Genomic DNA, 21,978 nt, shown 5'->3' with positions numbered 1-21,978 from the left:
GCGCTAGACTTACCCCCTTGTTTACTAGGGGTGGAAAGGCTCTGGGCAGGAAGATCCAGCCCCATGCTTGGCGTGGCTTGGCGCCGCGGCCGGTTCGCCGGCCAGCGCGCCTTCCCCGCGCAGCGCGGAATCCTCTCCCGGTAGGTTTGCTGTCCATTTTTCCGTTGTTGTTCAAGGAGCCTGGCATGAAGTTTTCTCTACGCACCAAATTGGCGTTCGGCGCGGCGATCCTTGCGGGTGCCGGCGTGCAGGGCGGGGCGCTGGCCCAGCCGGTGTCCGTGGCGGTGACCTCCATCGTCGAGCACCCAGCCCTGGATTCCGTCAAGGATGGCGTCAAGGAAGCCCTGGCAAAGGCGGGCTACACCGAGGCCTCTGGCCTGAAATGGCAATTCCAGACCGCGCAGGGCAATACCGCCATCGCCGCCCAGATCGCCCGCAAGTACGTCGGCGACAAGCCCAATGTCATCGTTGCCATTTCCACGCCTTCGGCGCAGGCCGTGGTGGCCGCTACCAAGACCATACCGGTGGTCTATTCCGCCATTACCGATCCGGTCGCCGCGCAGCTGGTCAAGACGCTGGGCCCCTCGGGCACTAATGTTACCGGCGTGTCCGACGCGCTGGCGCTGGAAAAACAGATCGACTTGATCAAGCAGGTGGTGCCCAAGGCCAAGCGCGTGGGCATGGTGTACAACCCGGGCGAGGCCAATTCGGTGGTGGTGGTGCAGCGCCTGCGCAAGCTGCTGCCGGCGGCCGGCATGTCGCTGGTCGAGGCCACCGCGGCGCGCACGGTCGACGTCGGCGCGGCGGCGCGCAGCCTGATCGGCAAGGTCGACGTCATCTATACCAATACCGACAATAACGTGGTCTCGGCCTACGAGTCGCTGGTGAAGGTCGGCAACGATGCCAGGATCCCCCTCATCGCCTCGGACACCGACAGCGTCAAGCGCGGCGCCATCGCCGCCCTGGGGGTCAATTATCACGATCTGGGCGTCCAGACCGGCGAGATGGTCGTGAAGATCCTCAAGGGCACCCAGCCCGGCACCATCCCTTCCGAAACCAGCCACAAGCTCGAGCTGTACGTGAACCCCACGGCGGCCAAGAAGCAGGGCGTGACCTTGTCCGAGGCGTTCGTCAAGTCGGCCGCCAAGGTCGTGCAATAAAACAATAGCCCGCAATGCCTTGCGGCCGGCGCCGGCATCGAGCCCGCGCCGCGCCGTCGGCGGCGCAGCGGCCCTGCATGACGGCCCGCGGGCGCATGGGCGCCGGGCTCGATGCCGGCGCCCGCTGCCGCGGGCGGCCTTTTCCAGATCCGATTCCTTCATGTCTATTTATTCTCTTTGGGGCGCTTTCGAGATAGGCCTGATATTCGGCCTGGTGGCGCTGGGCGTGCTGATCTCGTTCCGCATGCTCAATTTCCCCGATCTGACGGTCGACGGCAGCTTTCCGCTGGGCGGGGCAGTGGCCGCCACGCTCATCAGCGCCGGCGTCGATCCATTTTCTTCGACCCTGGCGGCGACGCTGGCCGGCGCCCTGGCGGGCGCCATCACCGGCTGGCTCAATGTCAGGCTCAAGATCATGGATCTGCTGGCCAGCATCCTGATGATGATCGCCCTGTATTCCATCAATCTGCGCATCATGGGCAAGCCCAACGTGCCGCTGATCAACAACGCCACGGTGTTCACCGTACTGCAGCCGCCGGGCCTGAGCGACTATGTGGCGCGGCCGCTGTTGCTGCTGGTGCTGGTCATCGCGATCAAGTTCATTCTCGACTGGTTCTTCTCGACGCAGATGGGGCTGGCGATGCGCGCCACGGGCTCCAATCCGCGCATGGCGCGCTCGCAGGGCGTGGCCACGGGCAATATGATCCTGGGCGGCATGGCCATTTCCAATGCGCTGGTGGCGCTGGCCGGGGCTTTGTTCGCGCAGTCGCAGGGCGGATCCGACATATCCATGGGCATAGGCACCATCGTCATCGGCCTGGCCGCCGTCATCGTAGGCGAGAGCGTAATGCCTTCGCGCCGCCTGGTGATCATCACGCTGGCGGTGATCGTCGGCGCCGTGCTGTACCGCTTCTTCATCGCGCTGGCGCTGAATGCCGACTTCATAGGCCTGCAGGCCCAGGATCTGAACCTGGTGACCGCGGTGCTGGTGACGATCGCGCTGGTGATCCCGCTGCTCAAGAAGCGGCTGCGCGGCAAGAGGGGGCGTTGAAACCGACATGCTGAGCGCAAAAGACATCCACATCACGTTCAACGCCGGCACGCCCATCGAAACCCGGGCGCTGCGCGGCATGTCGCTGGACATACCCGAAGGCCAGTTCGTCACCGTGATCGGTTCCAACGGCGCGGGCAAGTCGACCTTCCTGAACGCGGTCTCGGGCGATCTGGCGATAGACAGTGGCACGATACTCATCAGCGGCCGCGACGTGACGCGCAAGCCCGTGTGGGCCCGGGCCGCGCAAGTGGCGCGCGTGTTCCAGGATCCCATGGCGGGCACCTGCGAAAACCTCAGTATCGAAGAGAACATGGCGCTGGCATATAACCGCGGCCGGCGCCGCGGGCTGTCGCTGGCGGTCAGGAAGCCCATGCGCGAGGAGTTCCGCGAGCGCCTGGCGATCCTCGGACTGGGCCTGGAGAACCGCCTCAGCGACCGTATCGGCCTGCTTTCGGGCGGGCAGCGCCAGGCCGTGAGCCTGCTCATGGCGGCGCTGCAGCCCTCGCGCATACTGCTGCTGGACGAGCATACGGCCGCGCTCGATCCGCGCACCGCCGATTTCGTGCTGAATCTTACCGTGCGCATCGTCGAGGAAAGCCGCCTCACCACCATGATGGTCACGCACAGCATGCGCCAGGCGCTGGACGTGGGCCAGCGCACCGTCATGCTGCACCAGGGCAATGTGGTGCTGGACGTGTCCGGCGACGAGCGCAAGGGCATGGACGTGCCCGACCTGCTTGCCATGTTCGAGCGCGTGCGCGGCGAAAAGCTGTCCGACGACGCGCTGCTGCTGGGCTGAAGGCCTGCGCCGGGCCGCCGCTGCCGCGCCCGGGGCGCCGGCTCGCTATCCCAGTTCAATGAAATAAGGGGGTAATAGCACCGAATTTCATTTTGTTGGGGGCAATTTGGCTTTATACTCGCCGTTTACAAAAAGACAGGATCCTTCCCGCAGCGCTTATCGTGGCGCGGTGCAGAATGGGAGTTTTATAAATGCCGATAGTCCATCCGTCGTTGCGGCGGAAAGCCCGGGTTGCCGTAATTTCATCGATCATCGCGCTGGCGCTGGCCGGCTGCGGCGAGAAGCCGAAACCGGCGGAGGGCGGCATGAAAGTTCCGGTCAGTGTCGTCACGGTACAGCCGCAGCACACGGCCATCTATACTGAATTACCCGGACGTGTCGAGGCCATCAAAGACGCGGAAATCCGTGCCCGCGTGAACGGTATCGTCACCCAGGTGGCGTTTACCCAAGGTAGCGACGTCAAAGAAGGCGACCTGCTGTTCACCATCGATCCGGCGCCTTACAAGGCGGCGCGCGATCAGGCCGATGCGCAGCTCAAGAAGGCCCAGGCCGACGCCCGCAGTGCGCGCCTGCTGGCGCAGCGCTATGCGCAGCTCATCAAGGTCAACGCCATCAGCCGCCAGGACTACGACAATGCGCTGGCCCAGGCCGGCCAGGCCAATGCGGCGGTCGCCGCGGCCCAGGCCTCGCTCGAGTCCGCCGATATCGACCTTGGCTATACGCGCGTGGTGTCGCCCATATCGGGGCGCATCGGCAAATCGCTGGTCACCGAAGGCGCGCTGGTCAGCGCCAGCAGCGCCACCCAGCTGGCGACCGTGCAGGAGCTCGACCGCGTCTATGTCGACTTCAGCCAGTCGACCACCGATCTGTCGCGCCTGCGGCGCGCCCTGGCCAGCGGCGAGCTCAAGCAAACCAGTTCTGGCAGGGCCAAGGCCGAGGTCGTGCTGGAAGACGGCACCCTGTACGACCACAGCGGCGAACTGCTGTTCTCGGGCGTCACGGTCGATCCCAACACGGGCCAGGTGAATCTGCGCGCGGTGTTCCCCAACCCCGACAAGATCCTGCTGCCGGGCATGTACGTACAGGCCCGCATCGAAGAGGGCGTGGATCAGCAGGCGCTGCTGGTGCCGCAGCAGGCGCTGCAGCGCACCGCCGAGGGCCTCAGCGCCTTGTATGTGGTCAAGGACGGCAAGGCCGCGCAGATCATGGTGCAGGTCGGCCCCGAGGTCAAGGGCAAGTCGGTAATCTACAAGGGCCTGCACGCCGGCGACGTGGTGGTGGTCGAGGGCTTCCAGAAGATCCGGCCGGGCGCTCCGGTACAGCCCATGCCCTGGAATCAAGGCAAGCCGCAGGGCGCCGCGCCTGCGGCAGCGGGGCCGGACGCGCACAAGGCGCCCGCCGCCACGGACAAGCCCGCCGCCGCGCCGTCCGGCGCCAAGGGCTGAGCGCAGCTTGCGCCATCGCCTTTCAGTCGTCGTCGCAGCGCTTGTAGAGTGAGCATTTATGCCGCAATTTTTTATCGATAGACCGATTTTTGCCTGGGTGGTCGCGCTGGCGATCGCCCTGGCCGGCCTGCTGGCTATTCCCAACATGCCGGTGGCCCAGTACCCGCAGGTGGCGCCGCCGCAAATCAACGTCACGGCTTCGTATCCCGGCGCTTCGGCCCAGGACGTCGCCACTTCCGTCACCAGCGTCATCGAGAATCAGCTCAATGGCGCCAAGGGCCTGCTGTATTACGAGTCGGTCAGCGATTCCTACGGGCAGTCGCAGATCACGGCCACGTTCGCTCCCGGCATCGATCCCGACCTGGCCCAGGTCGACGTGCAGAACCGTATTTCGAACGTCACCTCCAGCCTGCCCGCGGCAGTGGTGCAGCAGGGCCTGAAAGTCGCCCAGACCAACCCCGGCTTCCTGATGGTGGTCACCGTCTCGTCCAAAGACGGCTCGCTGGATCAGGCGGCGCTGGCCGACTACATCACCCGCAATATCCAGAACCCTCTCTCGCGCGTGTCCGGGGTGGGTAATTTCCAGCTGTTCGCGGCCCCGCGCGCCATGCGCATCTGGGTCGACCCCGACAAGCTGGCCGGCTACCAGCTCAGCATGGCGCAGGTGCAGTCCGCCATCGCGGCGCAGAACGTGCTGATCTCCGGCGGCATCATCGGCTCGCCGCCCAATCCCGATACGCAGCGCGTGACCGCGCCGATCCTGGTCAACGGCCAGCTTGCGACGGTCAAGGATTTCGGCAGCATCGTGCTGCGTTCCAATGTCGACGGCTCCAGCGTGCGCCTGCGCGATGTCGCGCGCATCGAGGTCGGGGCCGACAATTATCAGTTCGGCGCCCGGCTCAATGGCAAGCCGACCGCGGCCTTTGCGCTGTCGCTTACCCCCGACGCCAACGCGCTGGCCACCGCGGTGGCCGTGCGGGCAGAGCTGCAAAGCCTGTCCAAGTACTTCCCCGACAACATCACGTACAGCATTCCCTACGACACCTCGCCCTACGTGCAGCTGTCCATCGAGCAGGTGCTAGAAACCCTGCTCGAAGCCATGGTGCTGGTGTTCGTGGTGATGTTCGTGTTCCTGCAGAACGTGCGCTACACGCTGATCCCGGCGCTGGTGGTGCCGGTGGCGATGCTGGGCGCCTTTGCGGTCATGCTGGCGCTGGGCTTTTCCATCAATGTGCTGACCATGTTCGCCATGGTGCTGGCCATCGGGATATTGGTCGATGACGCCATTGTGGTGGTCGAGAACGTCGAACGCATCATGGTGGAAGACGGCTTGTCGCCCAAAGAGGCCACCAAGAAGGCCATGCCGCAAATCACGGGAGCCATCGTCGGCATCACCCTGGTGCTGACCACGGTGTTCCTGCCGCTGGCCTTCATGAACGGCTCGGTGGGCGTGATCTACCGCCAGTTCTCGGTGGCCATGGCCATATCCATTTTGTTCTCGGCCTTCCTGGCCCTGAGCTTCACGCCCGCCCTGTGCTCCACGCTGCTGAAACCCATACCGAAAGGGCACCATGAGGGCAAGCGGGGCTTCTTCGGCTGGTTCAACCGCGGCTTCGAGCGCACCACCAAGGGCTACGAGGGCTGGGTGGGCCGCAGCCTGAAGCGCGGCGGCCGCATGATGCTCATCTACCTGGTAATACTGGTGGCGCTGGGCTGGATCTACCTGCGCCTGCCCACGTCCTTCCTGCCCATCGAAGACCAGGGCTACATCGCGGTCAACATGGAGCTGCCGGCCGGCTCTACCGCCAACCGCACCCTCGAAGTCATCGAGAAGGTCGAAGATTATTTCAGGAAGCAGCCGCAAACGGAAAACATGATCACCGTGCAGGGCTTCAGCTTCAATGGCAACGGCTTGAATTCGGCCATCGCCTTCGTCACCCTCAAGGACTTCAAAGACCGCAAGGGCGCGGCCAACTCGGCCCAGGCCGTCGCCTCGCGCGCCACCCAGAAACTGCTGTTCGGCCTGCCCGACTCGATGGTGTTCGCGGTGGTGCCGCCGGCCATCTCTTCGCTGGGCAATGCCTCGGGTTTCGACATGCGCCTGGAAGACCGCGGCGGTGCGGGCCACGATGCCTTGATGGCGGCGGCGCAGCAGCTGCTGCAAATGGCCTCCAAAGACCCGGCGCTGTCCCAGACTCACATCACGGGGCTGGGGCCCGGCCCGCAATTGATGCTGTCCATAGACCGCAACAAGGCGGCGGCGCTGGGTGTGAGCTTCAGCGAGGCGGCCAATGTGATTTCCGCGGCCATAGGCTCGGCCTACGTCGCCAAGTTCACCAATATGGGCTGGGTGCAGAACGTGTGGGTGCAGGCCGATGCCAAGCACCGCATGAACATCGACGACATCATGAAGCTCAATGCCATCAACGGCCAGGGCACCATGGTGCCGCTGTCCTCGTTCGTGACGGCCAAATGGACTCAGGGCCCCGTGCAGGTGGTGCGCTACAACAGCTATGAATCGCTGCGCATAGGCGGCTCGGCCGCGCCGGGCTATTCCACGGGCCAGGCCATGGAGCATCTGGAAGCGCTGGTGGCCAAGCTGCCGCCGGGCTTCGCCTATGAGTGGACCGGCCTGTCCTACCAGGAACGGCAGGCCGGCAGCCAGTCCGGCATCTTGCTCGGCCTGGCCATGCTGGTGGTGTTCATGGTGCTGGCCGCCCTGTACGAAAGCTGGGCGATTCCGCTGTCGGTGATGCTGGCGGTGCCGCTGGGCATGCTGGGGGCCGTGGCGCTGATCTATGGCATGGGCATGTCCAACGACGTGTACTTCCAGGTAGGCATGGTCACAGTCATCGGCCTGGCGGCCAAGAACGCCATTCTTATCGTGGAGTTCGCCAAGGACATGTACGCCGACGGCAACAGCCTTATCGATTCGACCATCGAGGCGGCGCGGCTGCGCTTCCGGCCGATCCTGATGACTTCGTTCGCCTTCATCCTGGGGGTGGTGCCCCTGGCCATCGCCACCGGGGCCGGCGCGGCCAGCCAGAACGCGGTGGGCCTGGGCGTGCTGGGCGGCATGCTGGCGGCCACGCCGCTGGCAGTCTTGTTCGTCCCGACCTTCTTCGTGGTGGTGCTGAAGCTGTTCAAGACCAAGGTCAAGGTGCTGGGCGCGCACGCGCCGCACGCGCCGGCGCCGCATCCGGAACTGAACAACGGCACGGCGCAATCACCCGATGCCTCGCACACTACCGACGGGGAACAGCCATGAGCCCGCGTTCTTTCCGCTATGCGGGCGTGTCGGCCGCCACGGCTCTGATGCTGGCCGGATGCTCGCTTGCGCCCGACTATCAGCGTCCCGCCGCGCCCGTGGCGCAGCAGTACCCCGACCTGCAGCAGGCCGCCGCCGGCGCCGCACGCGAAGGCACGCAAAGCGCGGCCGCGGCCACGCCGCAGGTCGCGCACACCGCCGACCTCGGCTGGCGCCAATTCTTCCGCGATCCGCGCTTGCAGGCCCTGATCGGCATTGCGCTCGAGAACAACCGCGATATGCGCATCGCCGTGCAGAACGTGCTGGCCGCGCAAGCCCAGTACGGCATCCAGGCCGGCGCGCGCCTGCCCACCATAGGCCTGCAGGGCAGCAGCACCATCACCAGCAGCTCTCAATCGGTGCGGCGCGCCAACGGCGCTTCCACCCGCATGAGCCGCTCGCTGCAGGCCGGCGTCGGCATATCTTCCTTCGAGCTGGATTTCTTCGGCCGCATCAAGAACCTGACCAAGGCTGCCTACGAACAGTACCTGGCTACGCAAGAGGCGCAGCGCACCGTCCAGATCAGCCTGATCGGCGAAGTGGCGCAGGCCTATTTCAATCTGCGCAGCGCCGAACAGCAGGCCGATCTGCTGCGCAAGACCATGCAGTCGCGCCAGAGCACCTACGACCTGGTGCAGTCCACATTCAATAATGGTGTGGCGTCGGCGCTGGACGTCGCCCAGGCCAAGGCGCAGCTCGACGCCTCGCGCGCCGACCTGCAGGCCACGCTGCGCGCCCAGTCGCAGGCGCGCAATGCCCTGCAGCTGGTGCTGGGCGAGCCCATCCCGGCGGATCTGCCGGCGGGCGCCGTGTTCGGCAGGGATCAGATGCTGTCGGCGGTGCCCATCGGGCTGCCGTCCGATCTGCTCGAGCGCAGGCCCGACATCATGCAGGCCGAGCACAATCTGAAGGCGGCCGATGCCAATATCGGGGCGGCCAGGGCGCAGTTCTTCCCGAATATTTCCATTACCGCGCTGCTGGGCCTGGCCAGTCCCGCCCTGAGCGGACTGTTCCAGGCGGGCAACGGCATGTGGTCGTTCTCGCCCACGATCACCCAGCCCCTGTTCGCCGGCGGCAGCCTGGCCGGCAATCTGGATCTGGCCAAGGCGAACCAGAAGATCGCGGTGGCGCAGTACGAGAAGGCCATACAGACCGCCTTCCGCGAAGTGGCCGACGCGTTGGCCGGCGAGGCGACGTATTCCAGCCAGCTCGACGCCTTGCGCTCCGAGCAGACCGAGTCGCAGCGGGCCTTGGATCTGGCCCAGATACGCTACAAGAGCGGCGTCGACAGCTTCCTGCAGGTGCAGACCGCCGCGGTGAATCTGTATGCGGTGCAGAGCTCGTTCCTGCAGGCCGGCCTGGACTCGCTGGTCAACCGCGTGAACCTGTACAAGGCGCTGGGCGGCGGCTGGCTGGAAAACAGCGGCGCCCCGGCGGCCGCCGCTGCGCAAGCCCCCGCGGGCCAGGCCGGCGGCGCGCCCGCCACGGCCGCGCCGCAAAAGACTTCGGCCTCATGATGCTATGCTAGCGTCAACAGGCCCTGGTGCCTGAGCCGGGGCTGAGGAAGCGAACCTCCCCTGGCTGTGGACACCAGAGAGCCGCGGCATCGGCAGGAACAAAGATGGAATTAGGCGTAAATATCGATCACGTGGCGACGCTGCGCCAGCAGCGCCTGACTGTTTATCCCGACCCGCTCGAGGCGGCCCTGCGCGCCGAAGACGCCGGGGCCGACCTGATCACGCTGCACTTGCGCGAAGACCGGCGCCATATCCAGGACGCCGACGTGCGCGCCATCCGCGCCCGGCTGCGCACCCGCATGAACCTTGAATGCGCCATTACGCCGGAAATGCTCGCCATAGCCTGCGAGGTCAAGCCGGACGACGTCTGCCTGGTGCCCGAGAATCGCGCCGAGCTCACCACCGAGGGCGGCCTCGATGTGCTGGCGCACTTCGAGGCGGTGCGCCATGCCGTGGCCGTGCTGGGCGAGGCAGGGATCCGCGTGTCGCTGTTCATCGACGCCGATGCGCGGCAGATCGAGGCCGCGCAGCGCGCCGGCGCCCAGGTCATCGAGCTGCACACCGGAGCATATGCCGCGGCGGTCGATACCGCGGCGGTCGATATCGTCGCGGCCGATACCGTGGTGGCCGATACCGTGGCGGCAAGTGCCGTGGCGGCCTCTGGCGTTGCGGCCGATGCGGCCGTGGCCAGCCGCGAGCTGGAAAGAATACGCGGCGCCATCGCGCAGGGCCTGGCCCTGGGCCTGCGGGTTAATGCCGGCCACGGCCTGCACTACGGCAACGTGCAAGCCGTAGCGGCACTGCCGGGCTTGTCCGAGCTCAACATAGGCCACGCCATCGTCGCACGCGCCGTCTTCGACGGCTGGGAAAAGGCGGTGCGCGACATGAAGGCTCTGCTGGTAGCCGCCTGTCGCCCCTAAGCGGCTTTGCATGCGGAGCGATGACTGCGTTGCTTCGCCTTGCCGTACTATGCGTACTGTCAGCGGCTTCGCGCCTTGCCCTCGCTCCGCATGCAAAGCCGCTCGATTATGCGGATCGATGACTACGTTGCTTCGCCTTGCCGTACTATGCGTACTGTCAGCGGCTTCGCGCCTTGTCCTCGCTCCGCATGCAAAGCCGCTCGATTATGCGCAGCGATGACTGCATTGCTTCGCCTTGCAGTCCCTGCACGCAAAACTCCATGTATAGGATTGCTCAATGCCCATGTCTCCCATTGATTACCTGCTGACGCGCCGCTCGGTGAAGTTCGTACGCGCTCCCGGGCCCAGCGCCGAGCATCTGGATCTGATTCTGCGGGCGGCCATGACGGCTCCCGATCACGGGCACCTGCAGCCCTGGCGCTTTGCGCTGATCCGCGGCGCGGCGATCGGCCGCCTGGCCGACCTGGCCATAGGCGCCAGCAAGGCGGCGGGCAAGCCCATGACGCCGGAAAAAGAAGCCAACACGCGCCGCTGGCTGGCGGAAGTGCCGCTGCTGATCGCGCTGGCCTGCAGGCTGGATCATACGAATACCAAGATCCCCGAGGCCGAGCGCATGCTGGCCACCGGGGCGGCGGTCACCCAGATGCTCGATGCGGCCCATATGCTGGGCTACGGGGCGTACTGGAGCACCGGCCTGGGTACGTATGTGGACGAGGTCAACGAGGCCCTCGGCTTCGACGGCCTCGACTACCGCTACATGGGTTACCTGGCGATCGGCACCCCAATCGACGCTGGGCCCGCGCCGCAGCGCTCGGATTACCGGCAGTTCGTCACGGAATGGAGCGGTGCCTGACACGGGTTTACGATCAAAACGGCACGGACATTGGGCGAGCCGGGCGCGAAGCCGTATGGCAATGCAGCGAGTACGGCAGGGCGAAGCAGCGCCGTTAACTTCCTGATCACGAATCCGTATGGCACGGTTCGGCGCCGCCCTGCAGGCCTTCCAGTATGGGGCAGTCGGGCCGTTCGTCGCCGTGGCAGTGATCGGCCAGGTTTCTTAGTGTGGCCGCCATTTCTTTGAGCATCTGCGCCTTGTGCTCGAGCTCGGCGATATGCGTTTCGGCCAGCTGCTTGACCTCGGCGCTGGCACGCGACTTGTCGTGCCATAGCGCCATCAGGGCCGCCACTTGCTTCAGCGGAAAGCCCAGTTCGCGCGCCCGCCGTATGAAGCCCAGCGCGTGCAGATCCTTGTCGCCGTATTGCCGGTAGCCCGAGGCGCTGCGGCGGCTCGGCTCCAGCAGGCCTATGCTTTCGTAATAGCGGATCATCTTGGCCGACACCCCCGAGCGGGCGGCCGCCTGGCCGATATTCATGGCGATTTCCTTGGCTCAAGGCCTGTTGACCTTAGAGCGTTTTCAGTTCAGATATTTACACTCTTTGAAGCATTGCGCCAGACAAGTTCCGGGAACACTCAGTAAATATCCGGGCCAAACTTGCTCTAAAAGGGGAGCTGTATAGCAGTGCGCGGCCCGCCCCCGCGTTGCCCGCGGATCAGGCTTCCGCCACGGCTTCGGGGTGGTATCCCTCGGCCCGTATCGCGGCCTCGACGGCGGCCGCACTGGCTGTCGCCTGGATCGTGACGTGGTGCGTGTCGACCTGCGCCTTTACCGAGGCGCCCGGCGCCACCCGCTGTACCGCAGAGGTGATGGTTCTGACGCAGTGTTCGCAGGTCATGTCGGGTATCAGGAACTCGGTCTTGGTATTCATCTTCATCTCGGATCGCATGGTTTCTATGGTGGAGCCACCAGTGTAGACCTTCCCAGGGTAGGAAGCTCCAGTGGCGGCCGCGGCGGCGAGGGGCGTATGGAAGCCGGCCTGGCGGCCGGCACTTCACGCTCGCATTCGCAATTGATTTGGAAGCGGAATCAGCTATTTCTGACCATATGCTGAATATTTAATTACATCAAACTGAACATAAGTGCCCGTATGATGCCACTAAAACACGGTATTTATGGGAAAAAGCAACGTTTTAGCAATTTACCGAAAAACTTATTGAGAAATCATTTAAAGATATTAATAATAACTATTCTCATTAATTAAATAACAAGGCCTACCCGTGGCACCCATAGCGGTGCTTGCGGCCGCTACTGTCCGGGCCTCGCTCGCCCATACCCCCGCTTGTCGTTGCGCGACACCCTCGAGAGCAGGAGGCATGGCTTCCGGGTGGCCGGATTACCGGGCGGCCGCACTCCACCGGCGTGCAGGCCTGATAGATAGGGAATCATTATGTTCAAATTGAATCCGCTGGCCGGCGCCTGCATGGCCGCGCTGGCCTTGCCCGCGGCCGTACCGGCCATGGCCCAGACTGCTGCGGCGCAGAGCACGGGCGCTTCCGCACAGGGGCAGCAGGGGCAGCCCCCGGGCGTGGCGCAACTGCCAGCGGTGAACGTGTATGGCCTGCGGCCCGAGCAATCCGGATTCCAGTCCGACAAGTCCAGCGTCGGCGCCAAGGTGCCTACCGACCCGATGGACATACCGCAGGCTGTCGTCTCGGTGAACAAGCAACTGCTCCAATCGCAGGGCGCGACCTCGTTTCAGGACGCGCTGCGCAATGTGCCGGGCATCACCATCGGCGGCGCCGAGGGCGGACAGATCGGCAACAACATCAATCTGCGCGGCTTCGCCGCGCGCACCGATATCTATCTGGACGGCTTCCGCGACCGCGGCCAATATTATCGTGATACCTTCGATCTGGAATCGATCGATGTGCTGTACGGCCCATCTTCGCTATACTTCGGGCGCGGCTCTACCGGCGGGGTGATCAATCAGGTCAGCAAGCAGGCCAACCTCAAGCAGGCGGCCTCGGTTTCGGCCACGGTGGGCACCGACGACCACTATCGCGCCAGCTTCGACGTGAATCAGCCGCTGTCGGACACCTCAGCGTTCCGCCTCAATGGCTTCGGCCAGGACATCGGCAGCACCCGCGACGTCATGAAGAACCAGGACTACGGCTTTGCGCCAACGCTGCGCCTGGGTATCGGGACGCCCACCGAGATCACGCTTTCGGCCCTGATCCAGCACAACCGCGACCAACCCGACTACGGCGTGCCGGCGCTCAATGGCGAGCCGGCCCCGGTCGACAAATCGAAGTTTTACGGCTTTACCGACGATCGCACGGTGCAGGACGTGCAGACGCTGTCGGCACGCATCGAGCATCATTTTGATCACGGCATCACGCTGCGCAACCAGACGCAATACAGCCACTATGGCACCGATGCGCGCGAGAGCAATCCGGCTAGCGTGCTGACCGGGCCCTCGGCCACCTCGGAGGCGCTGTCCAACGGCAACTACACCTCGCTGCCCATGTCGCAACTGTACGTCAAGCTGTCCAGCAAGGATCGCACCATCGACGACCATTCCTTCTACAACTCCACCGATGTCGAGGGCAAGTTCGGGCAGGGCTGGTTGAAGCACGACGTGATTGCCGGCGTGGACGTCGGCCACGAAACCTATAGCAACCAGAGCTACACCTCGACCGCGCCGGGCTTGCCCAGCGGCACTCTGGGCATTGTTTCCCTGGCCGATCCAGCATATGCGGGCAGAGCCGCCGGCACCACCACGGTGGCCGGCAACCGCGCCGACGCGACGGCGGACTCGCTGGGCCTGTACCTGAACGACACCATGTCGCTGGGCCAGCATTGGAAGCTGGTGGGCGGCCTGCGCTGGGATCGCTACGACGCCTCGACCGACAACAGCACGACGAGCCCGGAGCACTTCTCGCAGACCAGCACCTACACCAGCGTGCGGGGCGGCGTGATCTACCAGCCGACCGACTGGCAATCTTATTACGTGTCGTATGGCACATCGTTCGACCCATCCCTGGAAGCGCTGACATTGACGCGCGGCCAGACCGAACCGCTGGAGCCGGCCACCAATGAGTCGTTCGAGATCGGCAGCAAGTGGGCGCTGCTGGGCGGCAATCTGTCGGTGACGCAGTCCCTGTTCCAGATCAACCAGAAGAACGCGGCCATCAAGGACGTCGACGGCAATTACACGGCAGAAGGCAAGATCCGGGTGCGCGGCTATCAGGTCGGCGTGGCGGGACAGATCACGAAGAAGTGGCAGGTCTATGGCGGCTACACGTATCTGGACAGCGAGATCCGCCAGGCCTATGACGGCACCGAAGGCAACACGGTGGCGAACACGCCGCGCAACACCTTCACTCTGTGGAGCACCTACAAGGTGGCGCCGCATTGGGAAATCGGCGGCGGCCCCACCTACATGTCTTCGCGCTACGCGGCCAACAACGATCTGGTGACGGTGCCGGGCTACACACGCTGGGATGCGATGGTCGCCTACCACGCGGCGAAATACGACATACGCCTCAATGCCCTCAACCTGACCGATAAACGCTACTATGACGGCATTATTCAATCCGACGGTGGCCGCGCGGTGCCGGGCATAGGCCGTACTTTCCTTGCCACGCTCGACTATCGCTTCTGAACGAGCTCTGGGTAGACTGTGCAATGATCGTTTCTATTCCCGATGTGCTGGACTCCGAGACGGTGGCGGCCGTGCGCGCCAGGCTCGAGCAGGGCGGCGGTGCCTGGGTCGACGGCCGGGCCACGGCCGGCTACACCGGCGCGCCGGTAAAAGACAATCAGCAGATCGCGGAAGGCTCGCAGTTGGCGCGCGAACTCGGCGACCTCGTGCTGGGCGCGCTCGAACGCAACCCTTTGTTCATCAGCGCCGTGCTGCCCAATCGCGCGTATCCGCCGCTGTTCAACCGCTACACCGGCGGCCAGCATTTCGGCAGCCACGTGGACGGTGCCATACGCCTGATGCCCGGCCATGGCCTGCGGGTGCGCACCGATGTGTCGGTCACCATGTTTCTCACGCATCCCGAAGAATACGAGGGTGGCGAACTGGTAGTCGAGGACACTTACGGCGAGCATCCGGTGAAGCTGCCGGCCGGCCATGCGGTGGTGTACCCGGCGACCAGCCTGCATCATGTGCGGCCCGTGACGCGCGGCACGCGCCTGGCGAGCTTTTTTTGGGTGCAGAGCCTGGTGCGCTCGGACGAGCAGCGTGCGCTGTTGTTCGAAATGGACAATGCCATTCAGCGCCTGGGTGCGACCGGCGGCGACGTACAGGCGCGGCGCAGCCTAGTAGCTTGTTACCACAATCTGCTGCGCATCTGGAGCGATACGTAGCGCGGCCTTTCATTGGCGCTGATGCACGGGATATGGGGCGCCGCGGCGGTTCCGGGAGGCTGGCACCAGGCCGGCGCGTTGCGCCGCAGCCTTGAAAATTCAGCCCGCCGATGCCTTGCCGGTTTGCGCCAGCAGCGTCTGCAGGCTGTGCGTGAGCGCCGGCACCGACTCGCTGTCGGCGGCCAGCAGGCGGGCGCGGCCCTGCGCGTCGAAGATGTAGATGCCGCGGCTGTGCGACACCACATAGTTGTCGCCTTCGCCCGGCTTGGGCTTTTCTATCTGGTAGGCCACGCGATAGCGGCGCGCCACGTCGGCGATCTGTTTTTCGGTGCCGGTCAGGCCGATGGCATGCTTGTCGAAGGCGTCTACATAGGCCTGCAGCTTGTCGGGCGTGTCGCGATGCGGGTCGACGCTGACGAAGACGATGCGCACGTTCTTGGCTTCGGCCCCTAATTTATGCATGACCTGCGACAGCTGCACCATGGTGGTGGGGCAGATGTCCGGGCAGCTGGCGTAGCCGAAAAACAGCACGACCGTCTTGCCCTTGAAGTTCGCCTGGGTGACCGTCTTGTTGCCGGCGCCTTCCAGCGTGAAGCGCAGATCGGGCAGGAAGCCGCGTACGTTGTGGATGGCGCTGTCGGCGGCGCAGGCCAGGCCGGCAAAGCCCAGCAGGGCGATCAGCATCGCGTTGCGCAACCAGCGCAGACCGTGGTTATTCATGACTGGGGCCTGTTCATATGTAGAGGGGCGTCGCGCTGCCGGGCGCCGCCGAGAATGGGCGCCGGCAGGCGCCGCTCAGCCGGGGGCTGTCGCCTCGATTATAGGCCGGCCGGGCTCATGCCATTGTGGCGCAGCAGCGCCTCCATGCTCGGGTCGCGCCCGCGGAAGGCGCGGAACGACTCGGCCGCGGGGCGCGATCCGCCCACCGCCAGTATCTCTTTGCGGAACAGCCGGCCGGTTTCCGGATCCAGCGTGTTGCGCGTGCCGTCTGCGGCGCGGCCGGCGTGCTCCTCGAACAGCGCGTAGGCGTCGGCAGACAGCACTTCGGCCCATTTGTAGCTATAGTAGCCCGCGCCGTAGCCGCCGGCGAACAGATGCGAGAAGTTGTGCGGAAAGCGCTGCCAGGGCGGCGGAAACAACACCGCAACCTCTTTGCGCACCTGATCCAGCACATCGAGCACGCCTTGGATGTGCAGCGCGGCGCCACGTCCATGGATCAGCATGTCGAACAGCGAGAATTCGATCTGGCGCACCGTCTGCATGCCGCTCTGGAAGTTGCGCGCTGCCAGCAGCTTGTCGTAGAGCGCGCGCGGCAGCGGCTTGCCGCTTTGCACGTGCGCCGACAGCGAGTGCAGCACCGACCATTCCCAGCAGAAGTTCTCCATGAATTGCGAAGGCAGCTCGATGGCGTCCCATTCGACGCTGGCGAAGGCCGCGGCGGCCGGCTCGTCGACCTCGGAGAGCAGGGCGTGCAAGGCATGGCCGCTTTCGTGGAAGAGCGTGATCACGTCGTCGTGGGTCAGCAGCGCCGGCTTGCCGCCTTGCGGGGCCGAGAAGTTGCAGGTCAGGTAGGCGATGGGAGTGCGCAGGCGCTGGCCGGCACGGCGGCGGCTGCGCTCGCTGTCGACCCAGGCGCCGCTTTGCTTGCCGGCGCGGGCGTACAGATCCATGAGCAAATGCCCCAGCAGCTCGCCTTCCGGCGTTTCGACGCGCAGGGCGCGCGCGTCGGGGTGCCACAAGGGCATGGGGCTGGGCAGCACGCGCACGCCGAATACGGTTTCGATCAGGCCGAACAAGCCTTGCAGCACGCGCGGTTCGGTGAAGTAGGGCTTGAGCGTTTCCTCGGAATAGGCGTAGCGTTCTTCGCGCAGACGCTCGCTGGCATAGGGCACGTCCCACATTTCCAGGGCTTGCAGCCCCAGGCTCTGGGCGGCGAATTCGCGCAGCTCGGCCAAGTCGCGTTCGGCGTAGGGTCGGGCCCGCGCCGCCAGCTCGCGCAGAAAGCTCAGCACCTGGGCGGAGCTGTCCGCCATGCGGGTCTGCAGCTTCAGCTCGGCAAAATCGCCATAGCCCAGCAGGGCTGCTTCCTGGGCGCGCAGCTCCAGCAGCTGTTCGATCAGCGGCGAATTGTCCAGTGCCGGATCGCCGCCTTGTTCCGAAGCCAGGGTGGCATAGCCCCGGTACATGGCCTCGCGCAGGGCGCGGTCGCGCGCGTGCTGCATGACCGGCAGGTAGCAGGGCATCTTCAGGTTCAGCTTCCAGCCGGCCAGCCCTGCCTCGCTGGCGGCCTGGCGCGCCGCTTGGCGCACGTCCTCGGGTATGCCCGCCAGCCGCGCCTCGTCTTCGATGTGCAGCGACCAGTGGTCGGTGGCGTCGAGCACGTTCTCGGAGAATTTCTGCGAGGCCTGGGCCTCTTGTTCCGAGATGCGCGCGTAGCGCTCGCGGTCTGCGCCTTGCAGCTGCACGCCGCTCAGACGGAAGTCGCGCAGGGCCAGCTCGACGATGCGTCGGCGGGTTGCCGATAGCTCATGAAAAGCGGCGCTGTCGTGCAGGCGCTGATACTGCGCGTACAGGCCGGTGTGCAGGCCCAGCCAGGTGGAAAATTCCGTTACCAGCGGCAGGCATGCGTTGTAGGCCTCGCGCAGGGCGGGGGTATTGACCACGGCGTTCAGGTGGCCGGCGATCGACCAGGCGCGCCACAGCTGTTCGCCGGCGTCTTCGACCGATGCGACCAGCGTGTCCCAGTCTGGCTCGAGCGCCGGGTCGGCGGCGCGTTCCACGGCCGCGCGCGCGGTTTCGATGAGCGCGCTTATGGCCGGGGTGATGTGCGCCGGCTGGACGGCGGCGTAGTCGACCGGCGCGTCGGCCGGAACCATCAGGGGATTGGATGTCGGGAGCATGGCGTATGGCGATTCGCGCGGGCCGCGAGGCGCCCGGGATGTCCCGGGGCGCCGCAGGCGGCCCGTCTGCTTGGTTCAGGGGATTTAATGGTATTGACCGGACGGCATCGGGCAAAGTTCAAACAGCACGCCGGGCCGGGGCAGGGCTCAGTGTTGCAGGCTGCGCTCGGCGGCCTCGAGGGTGTTGACCAGCAGCATGGCGATGGTCATGGGGCCGACCCCGCCCGGCACCGGCGTGATGGCGCCGGCCACCTTGCGCGCCGATTCGAAGTCGACGTCGCCGACCAGCTTGCCCTCGGCGTTGCGGTTGATGCCCACGTCGATGACGGTGGCACCGGGCTTGACCATGTCGCCGGTGACGATGCCGGGCTTGCCGGTGGCCACCACCAGCACGTCGGCGCGGCGCGTCTGGGCGCCGAGGTCGCGGGTCTTGGAGTTGCACAGGGTGACGGTGGCGCCGGCGGCCAGCAGCAGCATGGCCATGGGCTTGCCGACGATATTGCTGGCGCCCACCACGACCGCCTCCGCGCCGCGCAGGGCGACCTGCTCGGATTCGAGGATCTTCATAATGCCGTAGGGCGTGCAGGGCCGGAACAGCGGCTTGCCGGTCATCAGCAGGCCGGCGTTGCTGACGTGGAAGCCGTCCACGTCCTTGGCCGCGGCAATGGTTTCTATGACCTTGGCCGCGTCCATGTGCGGCGGCAGCGGCAGCTGCACCAAGATGCCGTGCACGGCCGGGTCGCGGTTGAGTTCCTGCACGACCTCGAGCAGGGCCTGCTCGGAGGTGTCGGCCGGCAGCCGCAAGACGCGTGAATTCAGGCCGGCCTTTTCGCAGGCCGCGGCCTTGTTGCGCACGTAGACCTGCGAGGCGGGGTTGTCGCCTATCAGCACGACCGCCAGCCCCGGCACCACGCCGCGCGCCGCCAGCGCCTGGGCGCGGCGCGCCACGTCGGCACGGATCGCCTCGGACAGGGCCTTGCCGTCTATGATGCGGCCGAGCCCGGCGCTTTGGCCGTCTTGCGCCCGCTGCGCGGCCTGCTGATGGGAAGAGCCGCCATGTGCGGCCGGCAGGACAGACGTGCTCATACGGTTCCCTCGGCCTTGGCCAGGGCGATCTTCATGAGGTCGGCGACGGTGGTCACTTCGAGTTTCTCCATGATGTTGGCGCGGTGGGCTTCCACCGTCTTGATGCTGATGTTCAGGTCGCCGGCGATCTGCTTGTTCAGGCGCCCGGCCACGATGCGTTCCAGCACCTGCTGCTCGCGCGTGGTCAGGCGGCTGAGCACGGCCTGGTGGCTTTTCTGGGCCTGCGCCTGGCTGACGCGCTCGCTGGCCTGCTGCAGCATATTGGCGACGATGGTGCGCAGGTCGGTTTCGTTGAAGGGCTTTTCCAGGAAGTCCACGGCGCCTTTTTTCATGGTCGACACCGCCATCGGCACGTCGCCATGGCCGGTGATGAACACCACGGGCAGCGGTGCGCGGCGCGCCAGAAGCTCTTCCTGCAGTTCCAGCCCGCTCATGCCGGGCATGCGTACGTCGGCGATCAGCACCCCGACCTGGTCGGGGTCGTAGGCGTTGAGGAATTCTTCCGCGGCGCCGAAACTGCGTACGCGGTAGCCGTTGGCCTCGAGCAGCCAGCGCAGGGAATCGCGCACTGCCTCGTCGTCATCGACGATGTATATGGTGCCGGGGGCTTGGGGTGTAGTCATGCATGCAACTCCTGGGAATGCTCGGGCGTGCCCGCTGCTTGTGGCGCGGCGCACGGCAGTGTGAAGCGGAAAATAGTACCGCCTTCGGGGTTGGCTGCCGCCCAGAGGCGGCCGTGATGGGATTCGATGATGGTGCGGCAGATGTTCAGGCCCATGCCCAGGCCCTCTGATTTGGTGCTGTAGAAGGGCTCGAACAGGCGCTCGGGGTCGCGCAGGCCGTGGCCGCGGTCGATGACCGCGATCTCGACCAGCGACTGCGCGTCGGTGACCACTACGCGCAAGATGCGGTGTTCGCTTTTCTCCATGGCTTCGATGCCGTTCTTGAGCAGGTTCAATAATACCTGCTCGATCAGAATGGGGTCGGCCATGACTTCCGGCATGGGTTGCGGCAGGGTTTTTTCGATTACCACCTGCCGCTTGCGCGCGTCGATCTCGGCGAACCCGATGGCGTTTTCCAATATTTGGGTGACCGGCACGCGCTGGCGGCGCGGTTCGCTGCGTTTGACGAACTCGCGGATGCGGCTGATGATCTTGCCGGCGCGCTCGGCCTGGTTGGCAGCCTTTTCCAGGGCGCTGAGCAATATTTCGGGCTGGATGTTGCCGGCCTTGATCATCGCCACCGCGCCCATGCTGTAGTTGGCGATCGCGGTCAGCGGCTGGTTCAGTTCGTGGGCCAGCGACGAGGCCATCTCGCCCATGGTGGTCAGGCGGCTGGTGAGCTGGATTTTTTCCTGCTGGACGCGCGAGGCCTCTTCGTGCTTGCGCCGTTCGGTGATGTCGCGCGCCACCTGCATGCGCACGCGGCGCCCGTCGGTCCAGGCGAGTATGCGGTGATGCACCTCGAACCAGCGCTGCGCCGATTCGGAAAAGACTTCCACGGTTTCGTCGGTGAAGCGCCCCAGGCGTCCGCCCAGCAGTTCGCCGTGGCCGTTGGACTGGGCGCCGAAGAAGCGCCGGTAGGTGCGGTTGGCGAACAGCAGTTCCAGGCCGTCGGGCGTGTCGGCCACCACCGAGATGGCGTCGTCCAGGCCTTCGAGCACCGTCATGAAGCGCTCGTGCGCGGCGGTGAGCGCCTCGCGGATGCGCTTGGGCTCGGTGATGTCGGTCATGGATGTCATCCAGCCGATCTGCTCGCCTTTCGGGTCGCGCAGCGGCGAGACATACATGCGCGCGGTGAAGCGCGAGCCGTCACGGCGCTGCGCCTCGACTTCCAGGCCGCTGCTGGGGGTGCGGCCGGCCAGCAGAATATCCAGGGTTTCCTGGTGCTGCGCGTGGCGCCCGGGCAGCCAGTAGGGAAAGGGCGTGGTGCGGCCGATCAGGTCGGCTTCGTTCCAGCCTATCATGCGGCAGAACGCCGGGTTGACGTAGGCGATGCGGCCCTGCATGTCGAAGACCCGCATGCCGGTCGACATGGAGTTTTCCATGGCGCGCCGGAAGCCGGTTTCGGCAATCAGCGCGGCCTCGGCCCGCGTGCGGTAGCGGGTGTAGCGCCACAGGGCCAGCAGGCTCAGCACGATCACGCAGGACAGCGCTATCACCACCATGATGAGCCGCTGCTGGCGGGTTTCCTGGTCGATGGTGACGAACATCACGCTGTCGTTGTGCAGCCGCTGCAGCCAGATGAATGCGCCCATCACGCACAGATACAGCACCAGCACGATGACCGGCGTCAGCCAGTAGAAGCCGCGCCGGCTGCTTTTGGCCTGGTCGTAGAACGTCGTGGGGATGAGGGTTTTCTTGGATGGACTTGCCATAAGCCGTATCGGGATGCCGGGTCTGCCGAGTCGCCGCAATCGGCCCGCAGGCGCCGTGGCGCAAGCACGGCGGCATCTCGCGGCGTATCGATTCAACGGGCTGCCGGTATTTTAGTCTGTGTGGCGAGAGCAGGCGCTATAGGCTATTCTTTCCGCATTATGAAAATTAATATCATAAAGTGAAATTTTACTTGCCTGGG

The 21,978-nt window shown here is 65.3% G+C and carries 18 protein-coding genes; 10 read left to right on the top strand and 8 right to left on the bottom strand.

From position 1 onward, the window contains the following. The first annotated feature begins 185 nt into the window (after nucleotides 1-185). The 3 genes from CEY11_RS01895 to CEY11_RS01885 all read left to right on the top strand — a co-directional run bounded on the left by CEY11_RS01895 (nucleotide 186) and on the right by CEY11_RS01885 (nucleotide 3,013). Nucleotides 186-1,160, top strand: coding sequence for an ABC transporter substrate-binding protein (locus CEY11_RS01895; protein ID WP_088601671.1), 975 nt, complete (start codon nucleotides 186-188; stop codon nucleotides 1,158-1,160). A 160-nt stretch (nucleotides 1,161-1,320) separates the two neighbouring features. Beyond that, nucleotides 1,321-2,211 carry an ABC transporter permease gene (locus tag CEY11_RS01890; protein WP_088602008.1) on the top strand — a complete coding sequence of 297 codons (891 nt, stop codon included), beginning with the start codon at nucleotides 1,321-1,323 and terminating at the stop codon, nucleotides 2,209-2,211. A gap of 7 nt (nucleotides 2,212-2,218) precedes the next feature. Further along, the gene (locus tag CEY11_RS01885; protein ID WP_088601670.1) at nucleotides 2,219-3,013 is read left to right on the top strand and encodes an ABC transporter ATP-binding protein; all 795 of its coding nucleotides are present in this window, start codon (nucleotides 2,219-2,221) and stop codon (nucleotides 3,011-3,013) included. Between the two features lie 112 nt (nucleotides 3,014-3,125). On the opposite strand, the gene CEY11_RS25620 is transcribed toward CEY11_RS01885, so the two are convergent. After that, nucleotides 3,126-3,320, bottom strand: a complete 195-nt coding sequence (locus tag CEY11_RS25620; RefSeq protein WP_233154675.1) for a hypothetical protein — start codon at nucleotides 3,318-3,320, stop codon at nucleotides 3,126-3,128. Between CEY11_RS25620 and CEY11_RS01880 the strand changes: the two genes are divergently transcribed. The 5 genes from CEY11_RS01880 (at nucleotide 3,319) to CEY11_RS01860 (ending at nucleotide 11,055) form a co-directional block, all read left to right on the top strand. Next, complete coding sequence (locus CEY11_RS01880) at nucleotides 3,319-4,458, top strand: efflux RND transporter periplasmic adaptor subunit (protein ID WP_233154674.1); 1,140 nt, start codon at nucleotides 3,319-3,321, stop codon at nucleotides 4,456-4,458. The two genes, CEY11_RS25620 and CEY11_RS01880, sit on opposite strands and share 2 nt — an antisense overlap. A gap of 58 nt (nucleotides 4,459-4,516) precedes the next feature. After that, nucleotides 4,517-7,726 carry an efflux RND transporter permease subunit gene (locus tag CEY11_RS01875; RefSeq protein WP_088601668.1) on the top strand — a complete coding sequence of 1,070 codons (3,210 nt, stop codon included), beginning with the start codon at nucleotides 4,517-4,519 and terminating at the stop codon, nucleotides 7,724-7,726. Further along, nucleotides 7,723-9,282, top strand: a complete 1,560-nt coding sequence (locus CEY11_RS01870) for an efflux transporter outer membrane subunit (RefSeq protein ID WP_088601667.1) — start codon at nucleotides 7,723-7,725, stop codon at nucleotides 9,280-9,282. The genes CEY11_RS01875 and CEY11_RS01870 overlap by 4 nt, the downstream gene beginning before the upstream one ends. 104 nt (nucleotides 9,283-9,386) lie before the next feature. Further along, nucleotides 9,387-10,202 carry a pyridoxine 5'-phosphate synthase gene (locus CEY11_RS01865; RefSeq protein WP_088601666.1) on the top strand — a complete coding sequence of 272 codons (816 nt, stop codon included), beginning with the start codon at nucleotides 9,387-9,389 and terminating at the stop codon, nucleotides 10,200-10,202. 277 nt (nucleotides 10,203-10,479) lie between these two features. Then, nucleotides 10,480-11,055, top strand: a complete 576-nt coding sequence (locus CEY11_RS01860; protein ID WP_088601665.1) for a nitroreductase family protein — start codon at nucleotides 10,480-10,482, stop codon at nucleotides 11,053-11,055. A 106-nt stretch (nucleotides 11,056-11,161) separates the two neighbouring features. Here CEY11_RS01860 and cueR read toward each other — a convergent pair whose 3' ends face one another. Further along, on the bottom strand, nucleotides 11,162-11,575 hold the full coding sequence (gene cueR / locus CEY11_RS01855) for a Cu(I)-responsive transcriptional regulator (protein WP_088601664.1): 414 nt from the start codon (nucleotides 11,573-11,575) through the stop codon (nucleotides 11,162-11,164). 178 nt (nucleotides 11,576-11,753) lie between these two features. Further along, nucleotides 11,754-11,969, bottom strand: coding sequence for a heavy-metal-associated domain-containing protein (locus tag CEY11_RS01850; protein ID WP_088602007.1), 216 nt, complete (start codon nucleotides 11,967-11,969; stop codon nucleotides 11,754-11,756). 519 nt (nucleotides 11,970-12,488) lie between these two features. Here CEY11_RS01850 and CEY11_RS01845 point away from each other — a divergent pair. Together CEY11_RS01845 and CEY11_RS01840 are read left to right on the top strand one after the other, a co-directional pair. Next, on the top strand, nucleotides 12,489-14,705 hold the full coding sequence (locus tag CEY11_RS01845) for a TonB-dependent receptor (RefSeq protein ID WP_088601663.1): 2,217 nt from the start codon (nucleotides 12,489-12,491) through the stop codon (nucleotides 14,703-14,705). 23 nt (nucleotides 14,706-14,728) lie between these two features. Further along, entirely contained in the window at nucleotides 14,729-15,415 is a 687-nt protein-coding gene (locus tag CEY11_RS01840; protein WP_088601662.1) for a Fe2+-dependent dioxygenase, read from the top strand. A gap of 99 nt (nucleotides 15,416-15,514) precedes the next feature. Here CEY11_RS01840 and CEY11_RS01835 read toward each other — a convergent pair whose 3' ends face one another. The 5 genes from CEY11_RS01835 to CEY11_RS01815 form a co-directional block, all read right to left on the bottom strand. Beyond that, on the bottom strand, nucleotides 15,515-16,135 hold the full coding sequence (locus CEY11_RS01835; RefSeq protein ID WP_088601661.1) for an SCO family protein: 621 nt from the start codon (nucleotides 16,133-16,135) through the stop codon (nucleotides 15,515-15,517). Between the two features lie 98 nt (nucleotides 16,136-16,233). Then, nucleotides 16,234-18,315, bottom strand: coding sequence for a M3 family metallopeptidase (locus CEY11_RS01830; protein WP_088601660.1), 2,082 nt, complete (start codon nucleotides 18,313-18,315; stop codon nucleotides 16,234-16,236). A gap of 147 nt (nucleotides 18,316-18,462) precedes the next feature. After that, complete coding sequence (gene folD / locus CEY11_RS01825; protein WP_088601659.1) at nucleotides 18,463-19,401, bottom strand: bifunctional methylenetetrahydrofolate dehydrogenase/methenyltetrahydrofolate cyclohydrolase FolD; 939 nt, start codon at nucleotides 19,399-19,401, stop codon at nucleotides 18,463-18,465. Continuing rightward, nucleotides 19,398-20,024 (bottom strand): response regulator transcription factor, encoded by a 627-nt coding sequence (locus CEY11_RS01820; RefSeq protein WP_088601658.1) that lies wholly within the window; start codon nucleotides 20,022-20,024, stop codon nucleotides 19,398-19,400. Before CEY11_RS01820 ends, folD begins: the two co-directional genes overlap by 4 nt. Next, a complete protein-coding gene (locus tag CEY11_RS01815; RefSeq protein WP_088601657.1) occupies nucleotides 20,021-21,778 on the bottom strand; it encodes a PAS domain-containing sensor histidine kinase in 1,758 nt (585 codons plus the stop codon). The genes CEY11_RS01820 and CEY11_RS01815 overlap by 4 nt, the downstream gene beginning before the upstream one ends. Nucleotides 21,779-21,978: the final 200 nt, after the last annotated feature.

The organism is Candidimonas nitroreducens (assembly GCF_002209565.1).
Classification (GTDB): Bacteria; Pseudomonadota; Gammaproteobacteria; order Burkholderiales; family Burkholderiaceae_B; genus Candidimonas; species Candidimonas nitroreducens.
The sequence above is the reverse complement of the archived record's forward strand: the minus strand, read 5'-3'. Positions and strand labels throughout refer to the sequence as shown.

Bases quoted from the DNA above. Each gene is read 5' to 3' on its own strand.
- CEY11_RS01895 (WP_088601671.1), top strand. From the start codon at position 186: ATGAAGTTTTCTCTACGCACCAAATTGGCGTTCGGCGCGGCGATCCTT.
- CEY11_RS01890 (WP_088602008.1), top strand. From the start codon at position 1,321: ATGTCTATTTATTCTCTTTGGGGCGCTTTCGAGATAGGCCTGATATTC.
- CEY11_RS01885 (WP_088601670.1), top strand. From the start codon at position 2,219: ATGCTGAGCGCAAAAGACATCCACATCACGTTCAACGCCGGCACGCCC.
- CEY11_RS01880 (WP_233154674.1), top strand. From the start codon at position 3,319: ATGAAAGTTCCGGTCAGTGTCGTCACGGTACAGCCGCAGCACACGGCC.
- CEY11_RS25620 (WP_233154675.1), bottom strand. From the start codon at position 3,320: ATGCCGCCCTCCGCCGGTTTCGGCTTCTCGCCGCAGCCGGCCAGCGCC.
- CEY11_RS01875 (WP_088601668.1), top strand. From the start codon at position 4,517: ATGCCGCAATTTTTTATCGATAGACCGATTTTTGCCTGGGTGGTCGCG.
- CEY11_RS01870 (WP_088601667.1), top strand. From the start codon at position 7,723: ATGAGCCCGCGTTCTTTCCGCTATGCGGGCGTGTCGGCCGCCACGGCT.
- CEY11_RS01865 (WP_088601666.1), top strand. From the start codon at position 9,387: ATGGAATTAGGCGTAAATATCGATCACGTGGCGACGCTGCGCCAGCAG.
- CEY11_RS01860 (WP_088601665.1), top strand. From the start codon at position 10,480: ATGCCCATGTCTCCCATTGATTACCTGCTGACGCGCCGCTCGGTGAAG.
- cueR (WP_088601664.1), bottom strand. From the start codon at position 11,575: ATGAATATCGGCCAGGCGGCCGCCCGCTCGGGGGTGTCGGCCAAGATG.
- CEY11_RS01850 (WP_088602007.1), bottom strand. From the start codon at position 11,969: ATGAATACCAAGACCGAGTTCCTGATACCCGACATGACCTGCGAACAC.
- CEY11_RS01845 (WP_088601663.1), top strand. From the start codon at position 12,489: ATGTTCAAATTGAATCCGCTGGCCGGCGCCTGCATGGCCGCGCTGGCC.
- CEY11_RS01840 (WP_088601662.1), top strand. From the start codon at position 14,729: ATGATCGTTTCTATTCCCGATGTGCTGGACTCCGAGACGGTGGCGGCC.
- CEY11_RS01835 (WP_088601661.1), bottom strand. From the start codon at position 16,135: ATGAATAACCACGGTCTGCGCTGGTTGCGCAACGCGATGCTGATCGCC.
- CEY11_RS01830 (WP_088601660.1), bottom strand. From the start codon at position 18,315: ATGCTCCCGACATCCAATCCCCTGATGGTTCCGGCCGACGCGCCGGTC.
- folD (WP_088601659.1), bottom strand. From the start codon at position 19,401: ATGAGCACGTCTGTCCTGCCGGCCGCACATGGCGGCTCTTCCCATCAG.
- CEY11_RS01820 (WP_088601658.1), bottom strand. From the start codon at position 20,024: ATGACTACACCCCAAGCCCCCGGCACCATATACATCGTCGATGACGAC.
- CEY11_RS01815 (WP_088601657.1), bottom strand. From the start codon at position 21,778: ATGGCAAGTCCATCCAAGAAAACCCTCATCCCCACGACGTTCTACGAC.